At 35.9% G+C, this 15,792-nt stretch carries 14 protein-coding genes and 4 pseudogenes; 6 read left to right on the forward strand and 12 right to left on the reverse strand.

Annotation, left to right across the window (positions count from 1 at the left end):
• Positions 1–1,239 (forward strand): annotated as a pseudogene (locus tag J500_RS14965) (site-specific integrase); the annotation flags it as partial.
• Between the two features lie 314 nt (positions 1,240–1,553).
• On the opposite strand, the gene J500_RS14970 reads toward J500_RS14965, so the two are convergent.
• The 5 genes and pseudogenes from J500_RS14970 to J500_RS14990 form a co-directional block, all read right to left on the reverse strand.
• Positions 1,554–1,772 (reverse strand): hypothetical protein, encoded by a 219-nt coding sequence (locus J500_RS14970; protein ID WP_034700344.1) that lies wholly within the window; start codon positions 1,770–1,772, stop codon positions 1,554–1,556.
• Positions 1,773–1,776: 4 nt separating this feature from the next.
• The gene (locus tag J500_RS14975) at positions 1,777–3,072 is read right to left on the reverse strand and encodes a Y-family DNA polymerase (protein WP_034700346.1); all 1,296 of its coding nucleotides are present in this window, start codon (positions 3,070–3,072) and stop codon (positions 1,777–1,779) included.
• A gap of 14 nt (positions 3,073–3,086) precedes the next feature.
• Complete coding sequence (locus tag J500_RS14980; RefSeq protein WP_034700347.1) at positions 3,087–3,713, reverse strand: LexA family protein; 627 nt, start codon at positions 3,711–3,713, stop codon at positions 3,087–3,089.
• 111 nt (positions 3,714–3,824) lie between these two features.
• Complete coding sequence (locus J500_RS14985) at positions 3,825–4,466, reverse strand: SOS response-associated peptidase (protein WP_034700391.1); 642 nt, start codon at positions 4,464–4,466, stop codon at positions 3,825–3,827.
• Positions 4,467–4,649: 183 nt separating this feature from the next.
• Positions 4,650–4,898, reverse strand: a pseudogene (locus J500_RS14990) (transposase); the annotation flags it as partial.
• Between J500_RS14990 and J500_RS14995 the strand changes: the two are divergent.
• Positions 4,885–5,557, forward strand: a pseudogene (locus J500_RS14995) (AAA domain-containing protein); the annotation flags it as partial. The pseudogenes J500_RS14990 and J500_RS14995 sit on opposite strands and share 14 nt — an antisense overlap.
• A gap of 338 nt (positions 5,558–5,895) precedes the next feature.
• Positions 5,896–6,828: an IS5-like element ISAha1 family transposase gene (locus J500_RS15000; RefSeq protein WP_034700352.1), complete on the forward strand. Its 933-nt coding sequence runs from the start codon at positions 5,896–5,898 to the stop codon at positions 6,826–6,828.
• Between the two features lie 63 nt (positions 6,829–6,891).
• On the opposite strand, the pseudogene J500_RS15005 reads toward J500_RS15000, so the two are convergent.
• Positions 6,892–7,035, reverse strand: a pseudogene (locus tag J500_RS15005) (IS5/IS1182 family transposase); the annotation flags it as partial.
• 529 nt (positions 7,036–7,564) lie between these two features.
• On the opposite strand from J500_RS15005, the gene J500_RS15010 reads away from it, so the two are divergent.
• The gene (locus J500_RS15010; protein ID WP_034700354.1) at positions 7,565–7,747 is read left to right on the forward strand and encodes a hypothetical protein; all 183 of its coding nucleotides are present in this window, start codon (positions 7,565–7,567) and stop codon (positions 7,745–7,747) included.
• Between the two features lie 118 nt (positions 7,748–7,865).
• Here the strand turns inward: J500_RS15010 and J500_RS15015 are convergent, their stop codons facing one another.
• The gene (locus tag J500_RS15015) at positions 7,866–8,336 is read right to left on the reverse strand and encodes a hypothetical protein (RefSeq protein WP_034700356.1); all 471 of its coding nucleotides are present in this window, start codon (positions 8,334–8,336) and stop codon (positions 7,866–7,868) included.
• 195 nt (positions 8,337–8,531) lie between these two features.
• On the opposite strand from J500_RS15015, the gene J500_RS15020 reads away from it, so the two are divergent.
• A complete protein-coding gene (locus J500_RS15020; RefSeq protein WP_252513073.1) occupies positions 8,532–9,500 on the forward strand; it encodes an IS30 family transposase in 969 nt (322 codons plus the stop codon).
• A gap of 127 nt (positions 9,501–9,627) precedes the next feature.
• Here the strand turns inward: J500_RS15020 and J500_RS15025 are convergent, their stop codons facing one another.
• From J500_RS15025 to J500_RS17575, 4 genes are all read right to left on the reverse strand, one after another.
• Entirely contained in the window at positions 9,628–11,706 is a 2,079-nt protein-coding gene (locus J500_RS15025; RefSeq protein WP_034700358.1) for a catalase, read from the reverse strand.
• Between the two features lie 290 nt (positions 11,707–11,996).
• Positions 11,997–12,680, reverse strand: coding sequence for a DUF421 domain-containing protein (locus J500_RS15030; protein ID WP_034700360.1), 684 nt, complete (start codon positions 12,678–12,680; stop codon positions 11,997–11,999).
• A 71-nt stretch (positions 12,681–12,751) separates the two neighbouring features.
• Entirely contained in the window at positions 12,752–13,048 is a 297-nt protein-coding gene (locus tag J500_RS15035; RefSeq protein WP_004981674.1) for a hypothetical protein, read from the reverse strand.
• Between the two features lie 106 nt (positions 13,049–13,154).
• Entirely contained in the window at positions 13,155–13,331 is a 177-nt protein-coding gene (locus J500_RS17575; RefSeq protein WP_171071583.1) for a hypothetical protein, read from the reverse strand.
• A gap of 616 nt (positions 13,332–13,947) precedes the next feature.
• Between J500_RS17575 and J500_RS15040 the strand changes: the two genes are divergently transcribed.
• On the forward strand, positions 13,948–15,354 hold the full coding sequence (locus J500_RS15040; protein ID WP_034700363.1) for an iron-containing redox enzyme family protein: 1,407 nt from the start codon (positions 13,948–13,950) through the stop codon (positions 15,352–15,354).
• 201 nt (positions 15,355–15,555) lie between these two features.
• Here the strand turns inward: J500_RS15040 and J500_RS15045 are convergent, their stop codons facing one another.
• Positions 15,556–15,789, reverse strand: coding sequence for a DUF2171 domain-containing protein (locus J500_RS15045; protein WP_004772208.1), 234 nt, complete (start codon positions 15,787–15,789; stop codon positions 15,556–15,558).
• Positions 15,790–15,792 lie beyond the last annotated feature (3 nt).

Genomic DNA, 15,792 nt, shown 5'->3' on the forward strand with positions numbered 1-15,792 from the left:
TTGAAAATTGCATTGTCAGAACATGAGTTTTTAGTAGTACAACGTTACATACAACATCGTTATGAGCAATATTTGGTTAATCAGCAGGATGATCTACTTTTTAGTGTGAATCATCGTGTGTTAACTGATCAATGTATCAGCAAAATTACAGTAGATTTGTTTAGTCAAATATTAGGTATGCATCATGGCTTTAGTTTTCATACATTACGCCACAGTGCTGCTAACTATCTAGCAATAACTTTGCTCGGTTCAAAAGAAATGATCAAGACCTACACAGATTGTCCTTGGGTAAAAGCAAAAAAGATGAGGGATTTATTGTTTGGTATGAAAGCACGTGCTCAAGAAGAGATTATTCAACATAAATGGCAGGTGCTCGCCTCTTGGATGGGGCATAGCAGTATTGAGCAAACGGCTTCAAATTACCTTCATGTTTTGGATTTATTAGCAGTCGATCGAATTTATAATTCGCCGTGTATCATTTCAAAAAAAGTATTAGAACAGTGTTTTAGTCCAGTGAAGTCAAGTACAGACTACATAAACCTAAATCGTTATACTCAGCAGCAGAAATGGTTTAATTCTTATCAGCAAACACAGCCAGTTACGATGGCTGGCCGACAAGAAAAGAAGTTTAGTATCGAGAAGAGTACTCTGACACCTTTTCAACGTTTGATAAGTTTTAGAGAAGGACGTTTAAGCGAAGATACTCAAGCTCAAGAATGGATGCAACGATGTCAATGGATGAGCACTAAATGGATGGATCGCCAAAAATTTTATTTAAAAACGAATTATGTTTATAGTAAGAATTTAGAAGAGAGTTGGTTTGATGAACTTTACGAAAAGGCTAAAAAACTGACTCGTCCAGATGAAATAATTCCTCTCCTTGATTTTCATTATAAAGATGATAGGCAGCAAGATGCACTGAAAGAAAAGAACACGGTTAAGGCGCTTAAAATATTATTATTACTTGGAAAATTGCGTAAGAATTTTCTACATTTTCAATGCCGAATGAAAGGTGATGAGCAACAAATTGTTAATTTTATTACTGGTATAGAGCCAATGTTAGGGGATCATCTGTATTTAGAAAAACAAAACTACCCAGTTAATTTGGATGCTCCTGAGCGAACCGTTAAATTTAGTTTTCAAAGAGTTGTCGGTTCTAAGAAAAAAAATGTTACTACGTTGGTTATTTTTAATTTAATGTTAAAAATGATGCAAAAAGATGAACTCTGGTTGAAATAGCCTAAGTATGTTGAAAGGGGTATTGTTTAGAAATTTCCTTATCATAAGTAAACCGTCTTTATGAAAATCATCATGCTGACTTTGATTCATAATAAGGGGAATTTAAAAGCTTTAGCATCACAGTTTCGTCACTGGATTTTAGACAATAGTGTAAATTGGTAAATCGCTGAGCTAAAGTGTTGTAGTCCAAACTCGATATGACAGTTACCCATTTTATAATGTGTCTGTCAGATTAAATTTGAACTAAATTATTCTCAGCCCAAATCCGCTTCCAATCAAATAATGATTCAAGTGGCGTGCGGCCACTGCTGAATCTAATTCACAGTACCTAAAACAGGTATCAACTTCGGTCCAGCCATTCTCGCTTTGCTAATGATCTCCACCAGTTCAGCATAAGTCAGTTCAAACTTATCCTCGCTATCAAAAACATAAACCATGTTCTTGCCTTCATGTTCAGCTGGAGTAGGTGGTACAAAACGTTTCGGGATAAGAAGCTGTGCGAGTTGTTCATCAGTTAATTTAAATAAGTGCATGTTTTTATCCTATTCTTGGTAAGTCTGACCATTTGGTTAAATACGATGGTGATCTAAGGTTTTGATTCATGTGCCATGAGGCTTCTTGATTGTTGGCAATTCCCAATGTGACGAGATTCTTCCCAAACCGTTCACTGATGGCTTCGATGGCATCTGAAAGTTTTTCGCGTTCATGCCTATGTGAATAGTCCGTGAATAGATCGGGTACAAATTTGGATTTATCCGTAATTTCGAGCAGCACGATTCCCGCCTTTTTATACTTAAAACCCTTCTTAAATATCTTATCGATACCCTTCATTGCTGCCTTGGTGATGAGTAATAAGTCGTCTGTATGCTCATGCATCTGAACCACGATATATGGCGAGTAGCGCTCGGACTTATCAAAGCGACTGGTTTGGATATAGACCCCAATCATTTTGCAGATTGAGCCATCTTCCCGCATTCGCTTTACGGCTCGAGCAACATAAAGCCGGACAGATGCTTTGATGTCATCCATTTCATACACTGGGTTGCCATATGAACGACTGCTGATGATTTGTTTCTTCGCTACAGCATCATCACTGAGGTCAATACAAGAGAGGCCCTGTAGCTCAAGCACCGTCTTTTCCATCACGATACTGAACTGCTTTTTGATTTCTTTAGGATTGGCATTGATCAGATCTAGAACGGATTGAACACCCATGGCATTGAGCTTCTTACAGTTCTGCCTGCCAACGCCCCAAACTTCGGATACATCTACTTGTGCGAGTAGCGTTTCTGTAGAGCATGGGTCCATATGGGCCAGATTACAGACTCCATTGAAAAACTTGTTTTTCTTGGCGAGATGATTGGCAATCTTGGCTTCAGTTTTAGAGCGACCGATTCCAATGCAGCAGGGTAGTCCTAACCAACGCAAAGCTTTAGCCCTCATATCTTGCGCATATTCAGTCAGGTCAAATAGATGCTCATAAGCTGTGAGCTTTAGGAAACATTCATCAATGGAATAGACCTCTTGGTCTCCTGATGCAACATAGTCCCCAAGCAGCTCCATAAAGCGCTTGGACATTTCGCCATATAAGGAGAAATTACTGGATAGCACCTGAATGTCATGTTGCTTTATCAGGTCCTGAATTTGGAATACAGGAACACCCATCTTGATGCCGAGATCTTTCGCTTCCTGACTTCTGGCCACGGCACAGCCGTCATTGTTACTGAGCACAATAGTAGGGCGATCATTCAAGGCGGGATTAAACACACGTTCACACGAGACGTAGCAATTATTCACGTCGACTAACGCGAATATTTCATTTTCACTTTGCATGGTTATTCTTCTTTTTATGAGCGGTGATAAATACGTTTTAAATTAAAAGTCACCACACCCCAGATTGAGATGGTCTGACTGTCATCAGGAATGATGTGATTATAATTAGGATTTTCAGCCTTCAACCAAAGTTCTGGAAGCGGATAATCCTCATCGCCAAATATCTCTTTGATTTCAGACTTGGACATCTTATTGGTGATCATCAGCCGCTTAATTGTCGAGGCATTGTTATCAATCAGGGCAACAACAATATCGTAATGCTTGGCTTCAATACTGCGATCAATAATGATTGGATCATTAATCTCTAGGCCAGCATCAAGCATGGATTCACTGTCTACATAAGCAATGAACGTAGAAATAGGGTTGTGAATCAGGAACTCATTCAGATCGAGCGCTTTATCTTGCTCATCCTTGGTGCTGAAGGCTGGACCTGCAGGGATGCGCTCTAAAGAGACGGGAATGGATACTTTAGATTTGGGTAGAACTGAAGTAAGCCCTAACTGCGCAACTAGTTCATTTTGAACAGCGATTTGTTCAAGCACGGTATTGATGGTAGGGCTTGGCTTACCCTCTGGACCCATGAGCTCTTGTAAAGATGACCATGCGTCGTCAGAGAAGTAGATAGGCAACTTCTTAGACATGTGATACTCCTACGCTACGAGGCGTGTTTGGAAGTAGAATTTGTCTAAATAGGATATTACTAACAACGTTTGAAAATCAAATTTAAAAAGTTGTGGATAAACAAGGATGCGTCAGAATAAGACGTTTTGTTTCTGCTCATCGCGTGGAAAAGTGATGAATTCATCGGGCATTTGAAAAAAATATTCATGCGCGTGTTCATGATCTGCAGTCAGCCAGTCTTTTCTGTACTGCTCTGGAATAACGATGATGGAGCGTTTTTCATCCTTCGGTGCATGGAATTGCTTCATGAAGGGGTGATGATCCGAATTGATGGTCAACATTGAAAAGGAACGTACCTTATTGCCATCAATCACCGCATCATCATAGATCCCTGCAACCGTGAAAGGCTGATCATCTTTACGCTTGATGGTGTACCAGTGTGGCTTGCCATTGATGTATTTGGGTTCGTAGAACTCTTGCACAGGGATTAGGCAGAACTTGCTGTATTTCCATGCGTGTCGAAAGCTGGGCTTATCTGCTACAGACTCGGTACGAGAATTATAAGTATGACTGCTGAACTTCAACTCTTTCGCCCAGCTCGGTAGCAAGCCAAACTTTGCGATATCAAGCTCTAAGTGATCTGAACCATTTAAGATGATTGGAGCCTGGTAAGAAGGAAAGACATGATCCTTAAGCTCAAGATAGAACAGGCTGGTATCGACACCCAAAAGCATCAAATTTCTTTTACTTGGAAATAGGTAATTCGAGCACATGATTATCATACCTTTAAGTGTCACATTTCGAATTATTTGCCTTAAAATTCCATAACGGAATGTACCAATATTTGAATGATAGGTAAGAAAATACAATTAGACAGACTATAAGCAACAAATCAAGAGTCGTGAACTTTTGTCCTTCACGTACTAAAACCAATGAAAATGCACAAACAGGCGAATTCAAACATGAGGTGCGACAGTTTCAAAAGTCTTATGATAATCAACAAGCTGAGCAAATTTCTCTAATGGTGTAAGCCAATCTAACGCTTTTCTAGGACGAGTATTCAGTGACATGGCAACTTGATTTAAATAATGCTGATCTGCCTGGTTTAAATCAATCCCTTTAGGTAAATATTGCCTAATTAAACCATTCATATTTTCGCATGTGCCTTTCTGCCATGGTGAATGTGGGTCGACATTGAGTAAATCAGTCATTGAGCATTTATTTGTTAAAAATTGAGAGAATGTGCAAGGGGGGGGAACGCGATATTATCGTTTTCTCAATTACTTACGCAAAAGACCGTGATGGCCGCTTATCTATGAATTTTGGTACGCTTAACCGTCAAGGTGGTCAGCGCCGTCTAAATGTAGCAATTACTCGTGCTCGTCAAGGATTACATGTTTTCTCGGCCTTAAGTCCAGAAGAAATTAATTTGGCACGCACCAATAGTGAGGGTGTAAGGGATCTAAAAGATTTCTTGGTTTTTGCTCGTAGTGGTCAGCTGCATTTAAATTATACTGATCAAAGCAAACAGCAGACTAAAAAAGAATTTGTACAGTACTTACAAAATAGGCTTCAAGAAAAAGGTTGGAGCGTTGACCTCGGAATAGGTCAGGGCGATAGCTGTGTAGATCTGGCTATTAAAGATGACTTGCATGCAGATAGCTATATTGTAGGTATTCTAGTCGATGGTGAAAATTATGCAAAAGCAGCTACAGCAAGAGACCGTGATCAGCTCAGACCAACAGTATTAAATGGGTTAGGCTGGCAGGTATTATCAGTGTGGACAGTTGATTGGTGGCTGGATCCGGAGCATAACTTAACTAAATTGGTAAAAGCATTAGAAGAGATCAAAGTAAATCAATAGGTTGCTTAAGTTGTCTGAAACCTTTGAGATGGAAAGCATGCTTTAAATCAAGTCATTGACTTGGGTTGCATGGTCCATGTGAGTCGTAAATTCTATGAACTGCATGTGACGGGGAAAAGTCAGATTAAGTGTATTCTGATAATTAATAAAGCGCCGTTTGGCGCTTTATTCATCCTAGCCCTTCAATATTGCAAAATGCGATAATTGGTTTATACTTGATTTATAGCAAAATGCGATAATATGTTATGCATGTGATCACCCACGCTCGAATTATAGAAGCAATGGGCTTTGTTGCACAAACCTATCTATAAAGGCTTATTCCACAATATAATTCTGAAATGAATAAGCCCACACCTAAAATCTATCGTACAACCAATTGGTCTTCTTATAACAGTGCATTAATAAATCGAGGAAATCTCTCAATTTGGTTTGATCCCAAGACTCAATGGTACGCTCAACCCAAAGGTAAACATGGTCGAAATCAAACTTATTCAGATACAGCCATCCAATGCTGTTTAATGATCAAATCCTTATTTCGTCTTTCTTTACGCATGGTCACTGGCTTTGTGCAAAGTCTCATTCATCTTTGTAGATTAGATTGGACAGCACCAGACTATTCCACCATCTGCAGAAGACAAAAGCATATTGATATTGCAATTAACTATCAAAAAAGCAGTAATGGTCTCCAGGTACTCGTCGATTCTACTGGCTTAAAGTTTCTAGGCGAAGGTGAATGGAAGCGTAAGAAACACCAACCTGAATATCGTCGCCAATGGCGTAAACTTCATATTGGTATAGATGCTGAAACCCTTCAAATACGCGCTATTCAACTCACTACAAATAATGTGAGTGATTCACAAGTGCTTGGTGATTTACTCGATCAGATTCCACAAGATGAGCAGATTGACTCTGTCTATACTGATGGGGCTTATGACACCAAGCAATGCCGTCAAGTAATTGCAGACCGACAAGCACATGCGGTGATTCCGCCAAGAAAAAATGCGAAACCTTGTAAAGATACAAAGACCAGCTCGCTAGAGCGAAATGAATTACTTCGAACAGTTAAACGTTTAGGAGGAACAATATGGAAAAATTGGTCAGGCTATCATCGGCGAAGTTTGGTTGAAACTAAGATGCATTGCATCAAGTTATTAGGCGATAAACTCCGTGCGAGAAACTTTCAAAGCCAAGTGAATGAGATCCATGCACGCGTAGCCGTATTAAATAAATTTACAGAATTAGGCAGACCTCATACCCAAGTTGTAACCTAAATTTTAGCAACTTAGGAAAACTCTGCCGTCAAAGGCTTTATGCAACAAAGCCGTATTTGGCTATAAAGTATGAGGACGCCCTAATTTCTTTTTAAGTGATTCTGCTTCTTTTAAAACTTCGACCATTTCACTAAAAACTGGTCGAGGTACACCAACCAAGCGCTGGAATTCAGAATCTGAAAAACAGTTTAATTTCTGATATTTCATGAAATCTATATTGAGGCAGTTTTTACTTTCGCAAGAGGTCTAATATACTCAATATGGTGGGGTTGAATTAGTCGGTACAAATATAGTGGTTTATTAACTAATATCTTAATTATGCAATATTAGTAATAATCGATATTGCTACTTATTCCTGAAGTTTTTTTTCACTTTCAGGTAAATTGACATCAGAATTTTTAATGTTTTTTTTAGATTTCATTGTTTTGTAGCAGTAGTGAGCTACCAAGCCAATACCTATTAGTGTTAATATTTTCATGAGATTTCTCGAATTTAATAAAATATTGATATAAATTGATAACAGTTATTTTTATTTATTATTATGTTTTTTTGTAATTGGCTAATAGTACATAAAAAGAAATATTTATATGTGTTTTATAAGGCTATATTAAATATAAATATTTAACTTTATTTAGTGTTTAAATATGTTTTGATACATTATGGGTGTATCTTAATTGGTATTATAGGTCCATGATGTATTTGTCATTAATACTAATGACAAATAAGGAATATAATTATGTCAAATACTACTAACCAACCTGGCTCGAATCAGGGTCAGCAAGCACCAAAACAGCCTGATAGTGATCAGGGAAACCAAACCCAGAAACAGCAACAAGGCGATCAAGATCAGGGTAAAAATGGGTCAAACCAGAAACAACCCAATAATAAAGAACAACAGCAAGATCAAAAAAATAAATAATATATTTGCTGACTTAAGATTTTGATTGTAATTAAAGGGGGGAACCCCTTTAATTTTTTTATTTTGAATTTAGTTTATCATTAATACGTTTTTTTTATTATAATTTAATTTAAAAAGATTATATAATATCAGAATCAGAAAGATCCTTAGAAATGTTTAGATTGATCTGGAAATTCCCATCAATATCATCTGTACCCCAATCGCCATATATTAAGGCCTGAACATTAATACCTGATTCTTCCGTCAAATTATTTAACTTTAAAAGTCTCATAAATTTAATCGCATCTTCATCAGAAAGGTATCCTAATTTTAAATCATTAACTAAAACCATTACCGCACATTTTTGGTCTTTACTATTGAAGTCTCTAACTAAAAATGCCGTTACTACCTTTTCTACAGAACTGTCTAATTTAGGACCAATGATTTCGATGAAAGATCCCTGATAAAATGCACCATCATGAATTTCATGTTGAAATTTATTTTTTTTTAAATGTTTGAATTTGCCAGACAATTTGAAATTCTCATTCGAGTTAACCATAACAAAAAAAGTAATTGCTATAATTAACAGGATAGAAAAAAATAACCACATCTTTTGCTCTTTACATGATAGTGTGGGCTTCCCTTAATTTTATCACTAAAATGCTATAAAAATTCAAGTTTACTAAGATAAGCTGGCAGCCTAAAACTTGAAGTGCGACATAAACCACCTAATTAATTTAAAGGGTTTATGGAGTATATAAAATTGTCATACCATCATCTTAACTTTGAAGATCGTACTGCATTAATGCTTGAGTCAAGAAAAGAAGGCTTTTCACCCAGAAAATTTGCTGACCTCATTAAAAGACATCCTAGTACGATCTATAGTGAGCTTAAAATAAATAGCATCAATGACGTTTATCAAGCTCAATATGCCTCTGATAATTCCTTCACTAGACGTAGGCGTGGTCACAAAAAACTCAAAATCGATTCAATCCTCTGGAAATTTATTGTTGAAGCGATCCGTTGTTTATGGTCTCCCCAGCAAATAGCAAAGCGTTTAAAGACATTTTGTGATTTGGATCAAACAATGAATGTAAGCCATACAATGATTTATTCAACTATACGAGCATTACCAAAGGGTGAGTTGAAAAAAGACTTATTATCCTGTCTGCATCATGAAAATAAAAAGAGAAAAGCTAAGGGTGAACCTAAAAAAGATTCTATATTACAGGATATTAAAACTATTCATGAGCGCCCAGCCGAAGTTCAAGAAAGAAAAATATCGGGTCATTGGGAAGCCGATTTAATTAAAGGTAAAGACAATAAAAGTTCGATAGCAACACTTATTGAACGAAATACACGGCTCTGTATCTTGGCAACATTACCTGATGCAAAGGCAGAATCAGTGCGGAAGGCTTTAACTGAAGCTCTGGAATATTTACCTGCAGAACTGCGTAAAACGTTGACCTATGACCGTGGACGTGAGATGTCAGAACATAAAATACTCGAAGAAGATTTAGGCATAGATGTATATTTCTGTGACCCACATTCACCATGGCAGAAAGGCACATGCGAAAATATGAATGGTTTAATTAGGCAATATTTACCTAAAGGGATTGATTTAAACCAGGCAGATCAGCATTATTTAAATCAAGTTGCCATGTCACTGAATACTCGTCCTAGAAAAGCGTTAGATTGGCTTACACCATTAGAGAAATTTGCTCAGCTTGTTGATTATCATAAGACTTTTGAAACTGTCGCACCTCATGTTTGAATTCGCCCTCAAAAAAAACCAAATGAAGAGCCTGAGAATCCACTTAAAGAGCAAAAGTAGATCAAAAAGACCTCGTCGAGGGCTTTTTGAAATCAAATGCTTACACTACTTTTAAGCTCAAATAAATTCATGCTGGAATAGCTGCGACAACTTTTTCTCTATCCCAAAAACGGTGATTTTGAATAGCTTGTTTAAATTGATCTTGGATCTCTTTAAAATTTTGAGTAGAGAATAGAGCTGCATCCTTACTGAGCTGAAACTCATCTATTAAAGCGCATTTATCACCGAGGAAAACAATAGGTTTGAGATGCTTATATGTCTCTAATACATAATGTTTAGAAACTCCATCAGCCTTAAATACTTCTAAATTATTCCCATCAACCACGATTACGGCATCATAAGTCACTGAAGGCTCGCCATTTTGTCTCCCATCTACTGGTATTTCATTGCCATCACTAGATTTAACAGGGGCTGCTTTCGGTGCTAAAGTTTCCACAATAGCTTTTTCTGCTTCAGCCCATATTTTAATATCATCTATTGATGATGCATTTACACCGTCATGAACGAGCAAGGCAATTTTTCGCTGTTTAATATCAGATGCAGGAAAAGATGAGGTACTTAATCTTTTCGAAGATGCAATTGCGGGCTGGTGCAGACTATCTTGCTGTTTAGGGGGAGTTTTAATACCTAACTCTTTGGCAACATATTCAGCTAAGTCCAAGTCAATATTAGCTAAGACAGCGTAAACTACACGTCTGCGGATATCTTCCGATTTAACCTTAGATAATTCAAAAGAATATGCATCCTTAATATGCTGTTGTTCATATTTTTCCAAACTATGATAGTGCATTGTGGCTTGCGAGAAATGATCAGCGAAACTTTCTGGTCGAACTCTTAGTTTGCTGCCTTGTACTTCTTCAGGATGTGTCTTGAAGGCACCACCGTCATTAGGTGATTCTCTTGGCCAATTTTCATCAACAGAATTAGGTTCATAATTTGCCTTTCCTTTATAAACTTCGTGATTAGCATAACCACCTCGTCTATTCGTATGAAAAGGACAAACGGGTTTGTTAATTGGAATTTGATTAAAATTTACCGTACCTAGTCTGTGTAAGTGAGTATCCGTATAGCTAAACAGCCGTCCTTGTAAAAGGGGATCGTTACTAAAATCTATACCTGAGACAATATTTGCAGGACTAAAAGCAACTTGTTCTGTTTCTGCGAAAAAATCATCTGTATTTTTGTTTAAAACAAATTTACCTAGTGGAGTGACTGGTACAAGTTCTTCTGGGATTAATTTTGTAGCATCTAAGACATCAAAGTCCCATTGTTTTGCATCTTCTTCAGAGAAAATTTGTGCGCCTAATTCCCATTCCGGGTAATTGCCACGCTCAATAGCATCCCACAGATCACGTCTGTGAAAATCGGGATCTTTGCCATTAATTTTTAGGGCTTCATCCCAGACGACTTGAGCTACCCCTTGCTTTGGAGTCCAATGGAATTTCACTAAGAATGCTTCATTATTCTTATTAATCAATCTAAATGTATGAACACCAAAACCTTGTATAGAGCGTAGATTTCTTGGAATTGCTCTATCAGACATTATCCAAGTAGTCATATGTGATGCTTCGGTGTTTAAAGAAATAAAATCCCAGAAAGTATCATGGGCAGATTGACCAGTTGGAACTTCATTGGCATCTTCTGGTTTTACTGCATGAACAAAGTCCGGAAATTTAATAGCATCCTGAATGAAGAAGACAGGGATATTATTCCCCACCAAATCATAATTTCCTTCTTCAGTATAAAATTTTATAGAAAAACCTCGTACATCTCGAACGACATCAGCCGAACCTCGCCCACCTTGAACTGTAGAAATACGGACAAAGATAGGGGTTTGATTATTTGTGTCCGTTAGGAACTTAGCTTTAGTCCATTTTTCATTACCGGTATAAGCTTGAAAGTAACCATGAGCACCGACCCCTCGAGCATGTACAACACGTTCTGGAATACGCTCACGATCAAAATGAATAAGTTTATCCCTTAGAAGAAAGTCCTCGAGAAGAGTAGGGCCTTTCTCATTAATTTTTAGACTATTTTGATTATCAGCTACGGGAACACCTAAAGAAGTGGTAAGAGTTTTACCTATAGGATCCACGTATGCTTCCTCAGAAAGCTGGTCGATTTTTGGTGTATTTGGTTCTTTCATATCACATTCTCTTATACATTTGCTTTATAACGTTTTATGAAAATAAGTATTTATTTTCACGTAAGTTAATGGCTTATTTGTTGACGGATATTTTGTGCTTATACAATTTAATAGGTTATCTACAATCGAATATGAGTTACTTGCAAGAAAACTCTTTTTTGGATCAAAGATACCCATATAAACTTTAAGTATTTACTCTTTGAGTAAGGTAAAGAAATGTGTATTTTTTGTTCGCTTAAACTATTCATTTTAAATAATATTGAATTAATCTAAGTCAAAACAAAAGCTTATTAATTTTGATATTCCTCGCAATACAAACAGGATTTAGCCCATTTGGTATTTTGACAGCGTGGGCATTCTTCATTTAAATGATTTAAATGTTGGGTTTGACCACACAACATACAAGAATAAAAGTGATCTACATTGTGATGATCTGCGATTTGGTATTCATCGGGAAATAGAGGAAGGCCCCATTTTATATTTTCTTTAGAATATGGGATCACGCTTAGGCAGCCATCAGTCTCAAGCAGTGCCATTTTAACTTGTCCAAGATGCTCTATCTTCTTTTGGCGCATTTCAGCAAAGAACTCATCGTATGAATACTTTTCTTGCTTAATATCCTCAACAATCAGTAAACCATTTTTGACGATGTATATAGGTCGACCTTCCAATACGGTCTCAAAAGCATCGGATTTCATCATTAAGTAAGTTGTTAAGCGATATAAAGCCATAATTACTGCAAAAACGATGACAGCATGAATGATAGGAACTTCTTCATAGAACATAGCATCGCCAGCAGCAGATCCTAAACTAAGAATAATTGCGATTTCAAAGATGGAAAGTTGCCTAACACCACGTTTACCAGAAAATCTTAAAACTAAGATAATCAGGAAGTACATCAAGACACTACGAAGTACAATTTCTGCTGCAAAAGTAAATGTAGTATCAGCTAATAGTATTTTTATAAAGTCCATTTTACACCTATTTAATTATTATTTAGATGTGCTGATAATGAGCCTAAAAGGCTCATTATCATTATATTGGCTTACATTTTGTCCCATGCATCTTTAATCGCATGTTTGGCTTGTTCCCACTTTAAGCGTGATTCAGCCTTTAGTTCTTCCCATTTTACTTTCAAATCACTTTCGGAATCTTCAAATCGTGCATCAGTACCACGCTCATTGCGGGCATGCTGACCTAGTTCATAAGCTGAACGAAGATCACGGTCATAATCCACATCGGGAAGTTCTCGTTGGATATCGCCGTAATATGGGCGGTTTGAATAATCTGTACGCCAATCATGCTTGATTGGGTTTTCGTCTTGATGGTCATTGATAGTCATAATGAACTCCAATTCTATCCAACTAAGAATTCAAAAAAATTCTTAGTTGGATTTAATTAATGAATGAGTTTAAGAATTTAATAATATTATTCAACATGAAAAACTATTATTTCTGTTGAGTGTGTTGGTCATTTTGCTGGTTTTGGTTCGGTTGTTTTTGCTGATTCGGATTTTTTTGCGGTTGGTCTGGTTGCTGTTGCTGTTGTTGCTGATCTGGCTTTTTTTGTGGTTGATTTTTCTGCTGCTGTTGCTGATTTTTCTGCTGTTGATTTTGATTAGTCATTTTACTGAACCTCATAAAATTAGAATAAATCTACATTAATTAATCAGTAGATTTATTATTAATATCATAATTTGTGTTTAAAAAAACATCAGAGGTGTTACATTTTGATTTTTGAGTTAAATTGTGTTTGTTTTAAAAGTTTAGGTATTGATAATAAATGGAAATATATATTTTGTTTTTTACAAAAGGCTAACAAAGTTAAATTTTATTCTTAATTCAGATTTATATCTTTTTGATTGGATTTGTGTTTGTAATTTATTGATTTTTTTTTGAATTTGAAAACAATAAAAATCCATGTAGGATCAATGGAATAACGACAGGAATACTAACGTTGCTTGTACTTTCAATAAATAAAGTTAACAATTTTATAAATTAGATAGAATGCTTTTTACTAATTTTAAGCACCATAATTTTTTAATTCCAATGAGTGTGATTTATATCACAGATTGTGAAATTTTTTTTTCTAAAAATTATAAATATTTAATTAAGGTGTTGTATTGTGATGTTAAATAAATTAAAGGATTACATTTATTAACGTTTCTTTTCAAAGTTGTTAATTAATTAAGTATAAGTGTCAATTATGTTGGTATAAGTTATTTACCGCGTGAGAATTATAATGCCTACTGCAGTAAAAGAGAGAATTTTAAATTTAATAACCGATGCCCATCAGAAATATTTTGAAATAACACAATTTTTTTTAGATCCATCAATCTCACGTTCTGCAAAAGAGTTGAAAGCTTTTCATTTCCTAGAAAACGAAATACTTCATTTGGATAGTGATTTCTCTGATTTTCCTACTAATGTTGATCAATTGGCAGTCTGGATGCAGAAACAAAATAAAACACAATGCTTGCATTACAAAGAGTACTTAGAAAGGCGTGAAAATGGGAGTGCAAGGGAGTTTTTTGGAACTACAAGTAAAGCTTATGAGTTTTTATACAAAGTAGCACCGACCAAACGTGTAGACGGGGCTTGGCTTTATAGCTTTACACAGTACTGGAATGATCCAGCTTTTAGAGACTTTATACAGATATATGTTGAGGAGTTGGGGTTAGGTTCCAGTCAAAGTAACCATGTAAAACTTTTCAATAAATTACTTCTATCACTTGGTCTTCATCAATTTTCAATGAATTTGCCTGATGAATATTATCACCAGTCAGCAATACAATTAGCTTTAGCTTATGCTCCATCAGATTTTATACCCGAGATTGCAGGTTTTAATTTTGGATACGAACAACTACCACTTCATTTACTGATTACAAATTATGAACTTAAAGAGTTAGGTATTGATTCCAAATATTTTAACCTACACATTACAATTGATAACTTTGATAATGGACATGCTCATTTAGCTACAAATGCGATTAAATGTTTAGCCAAACGCTACCCAAATCAATCCGAATTTATTCGTAAATTAAAGATAGGCTTTTTATTGAATAATCGGGGAGTTAGCTCAGTTCAAATAATAAAGAACCTAAATACTGAGCGAGTGGTTCTGGACATTTTCAAGAGCAAAGCTTTGGTTGGAAAGCACATGCATAATGAGAAATGCAAGTTTAATAATAAGTCTGTAAATTCATGGCTTTCAGAAGAAGATCAGGTTGAGGAATTCATTAGTGAGCTAATAAAAATAGGATGGATTAAGCTTAACGAAGATCCGGAACATAGCCAATTTTGGAAGCTAATCAATGAAGAAGATGGGAAAATGTTTGGAGTTTTCTCTGCTGCAGAAAAAACTTTTATTTATGATTGGATTGCTGGTGCTAATTTAAGTAGACGCATTAATCCAGTAAATTCAGAATATATAAAAAACTTTATAGAACTAAATGATTTTAGTTATTTATCAGAAAAAGAATTATTGCTGTTACAGCAGCAAATTCAGATATCTACAAATACTGGGCATAAAATTAGTAAGTTGATACCATATTTAGCTCCACATCAACATCACCAAGAGATTGGTTTATGGGCTACTCAAAAAGTAGTTGAGTATATTTTCCCATTCTTAGGCAGTAATTTTAAATAAGAGTAGGCTAACTTATTAATTTATAAAGAATAGATGTAGTCTATGACAAAATAGATTGCATCTAGCTATTTTTTACAAGTATGAAATGAAACGCCTTTGATTCAAACGGACATTGCGAAGGATTAGGGCTTTTTTGAAATTATTTACAAAGAAATAAAGAGTACGATCAAAGTCTAGCCGTACTCTTTATTTTAGGATAATTTAAATAGCTTGCCATTGTTGCTTAACTTCTTCTGAATTTTTAATCAGAACTACTTTGTCATCTTTGACCTCACCAATCCATGCCGTTGGGATCAGATGATGCTGATCATTTTCATCACGCGTCAGTTTGAGTTGGCTATCACCTTCGAGATGATCAACTGTTCCGACTTTGGTACCACAAGAAGCAATTACATCTGAATGTTTTTTAATATCTTGAATATTTAAAGTACTCATTTC

Origin of the sequence: Acinetobacter sp. 479375, assembly GCF_000581715.1 — a bacterium.
Taxonomy (GTDB): domain Bacteria; phylum Pseudomonadota; class Gammaproteobacteria; order Pseudomonadales; family Moraxellaceae; genus Acinetobacter; species Acinetobacter ursingii.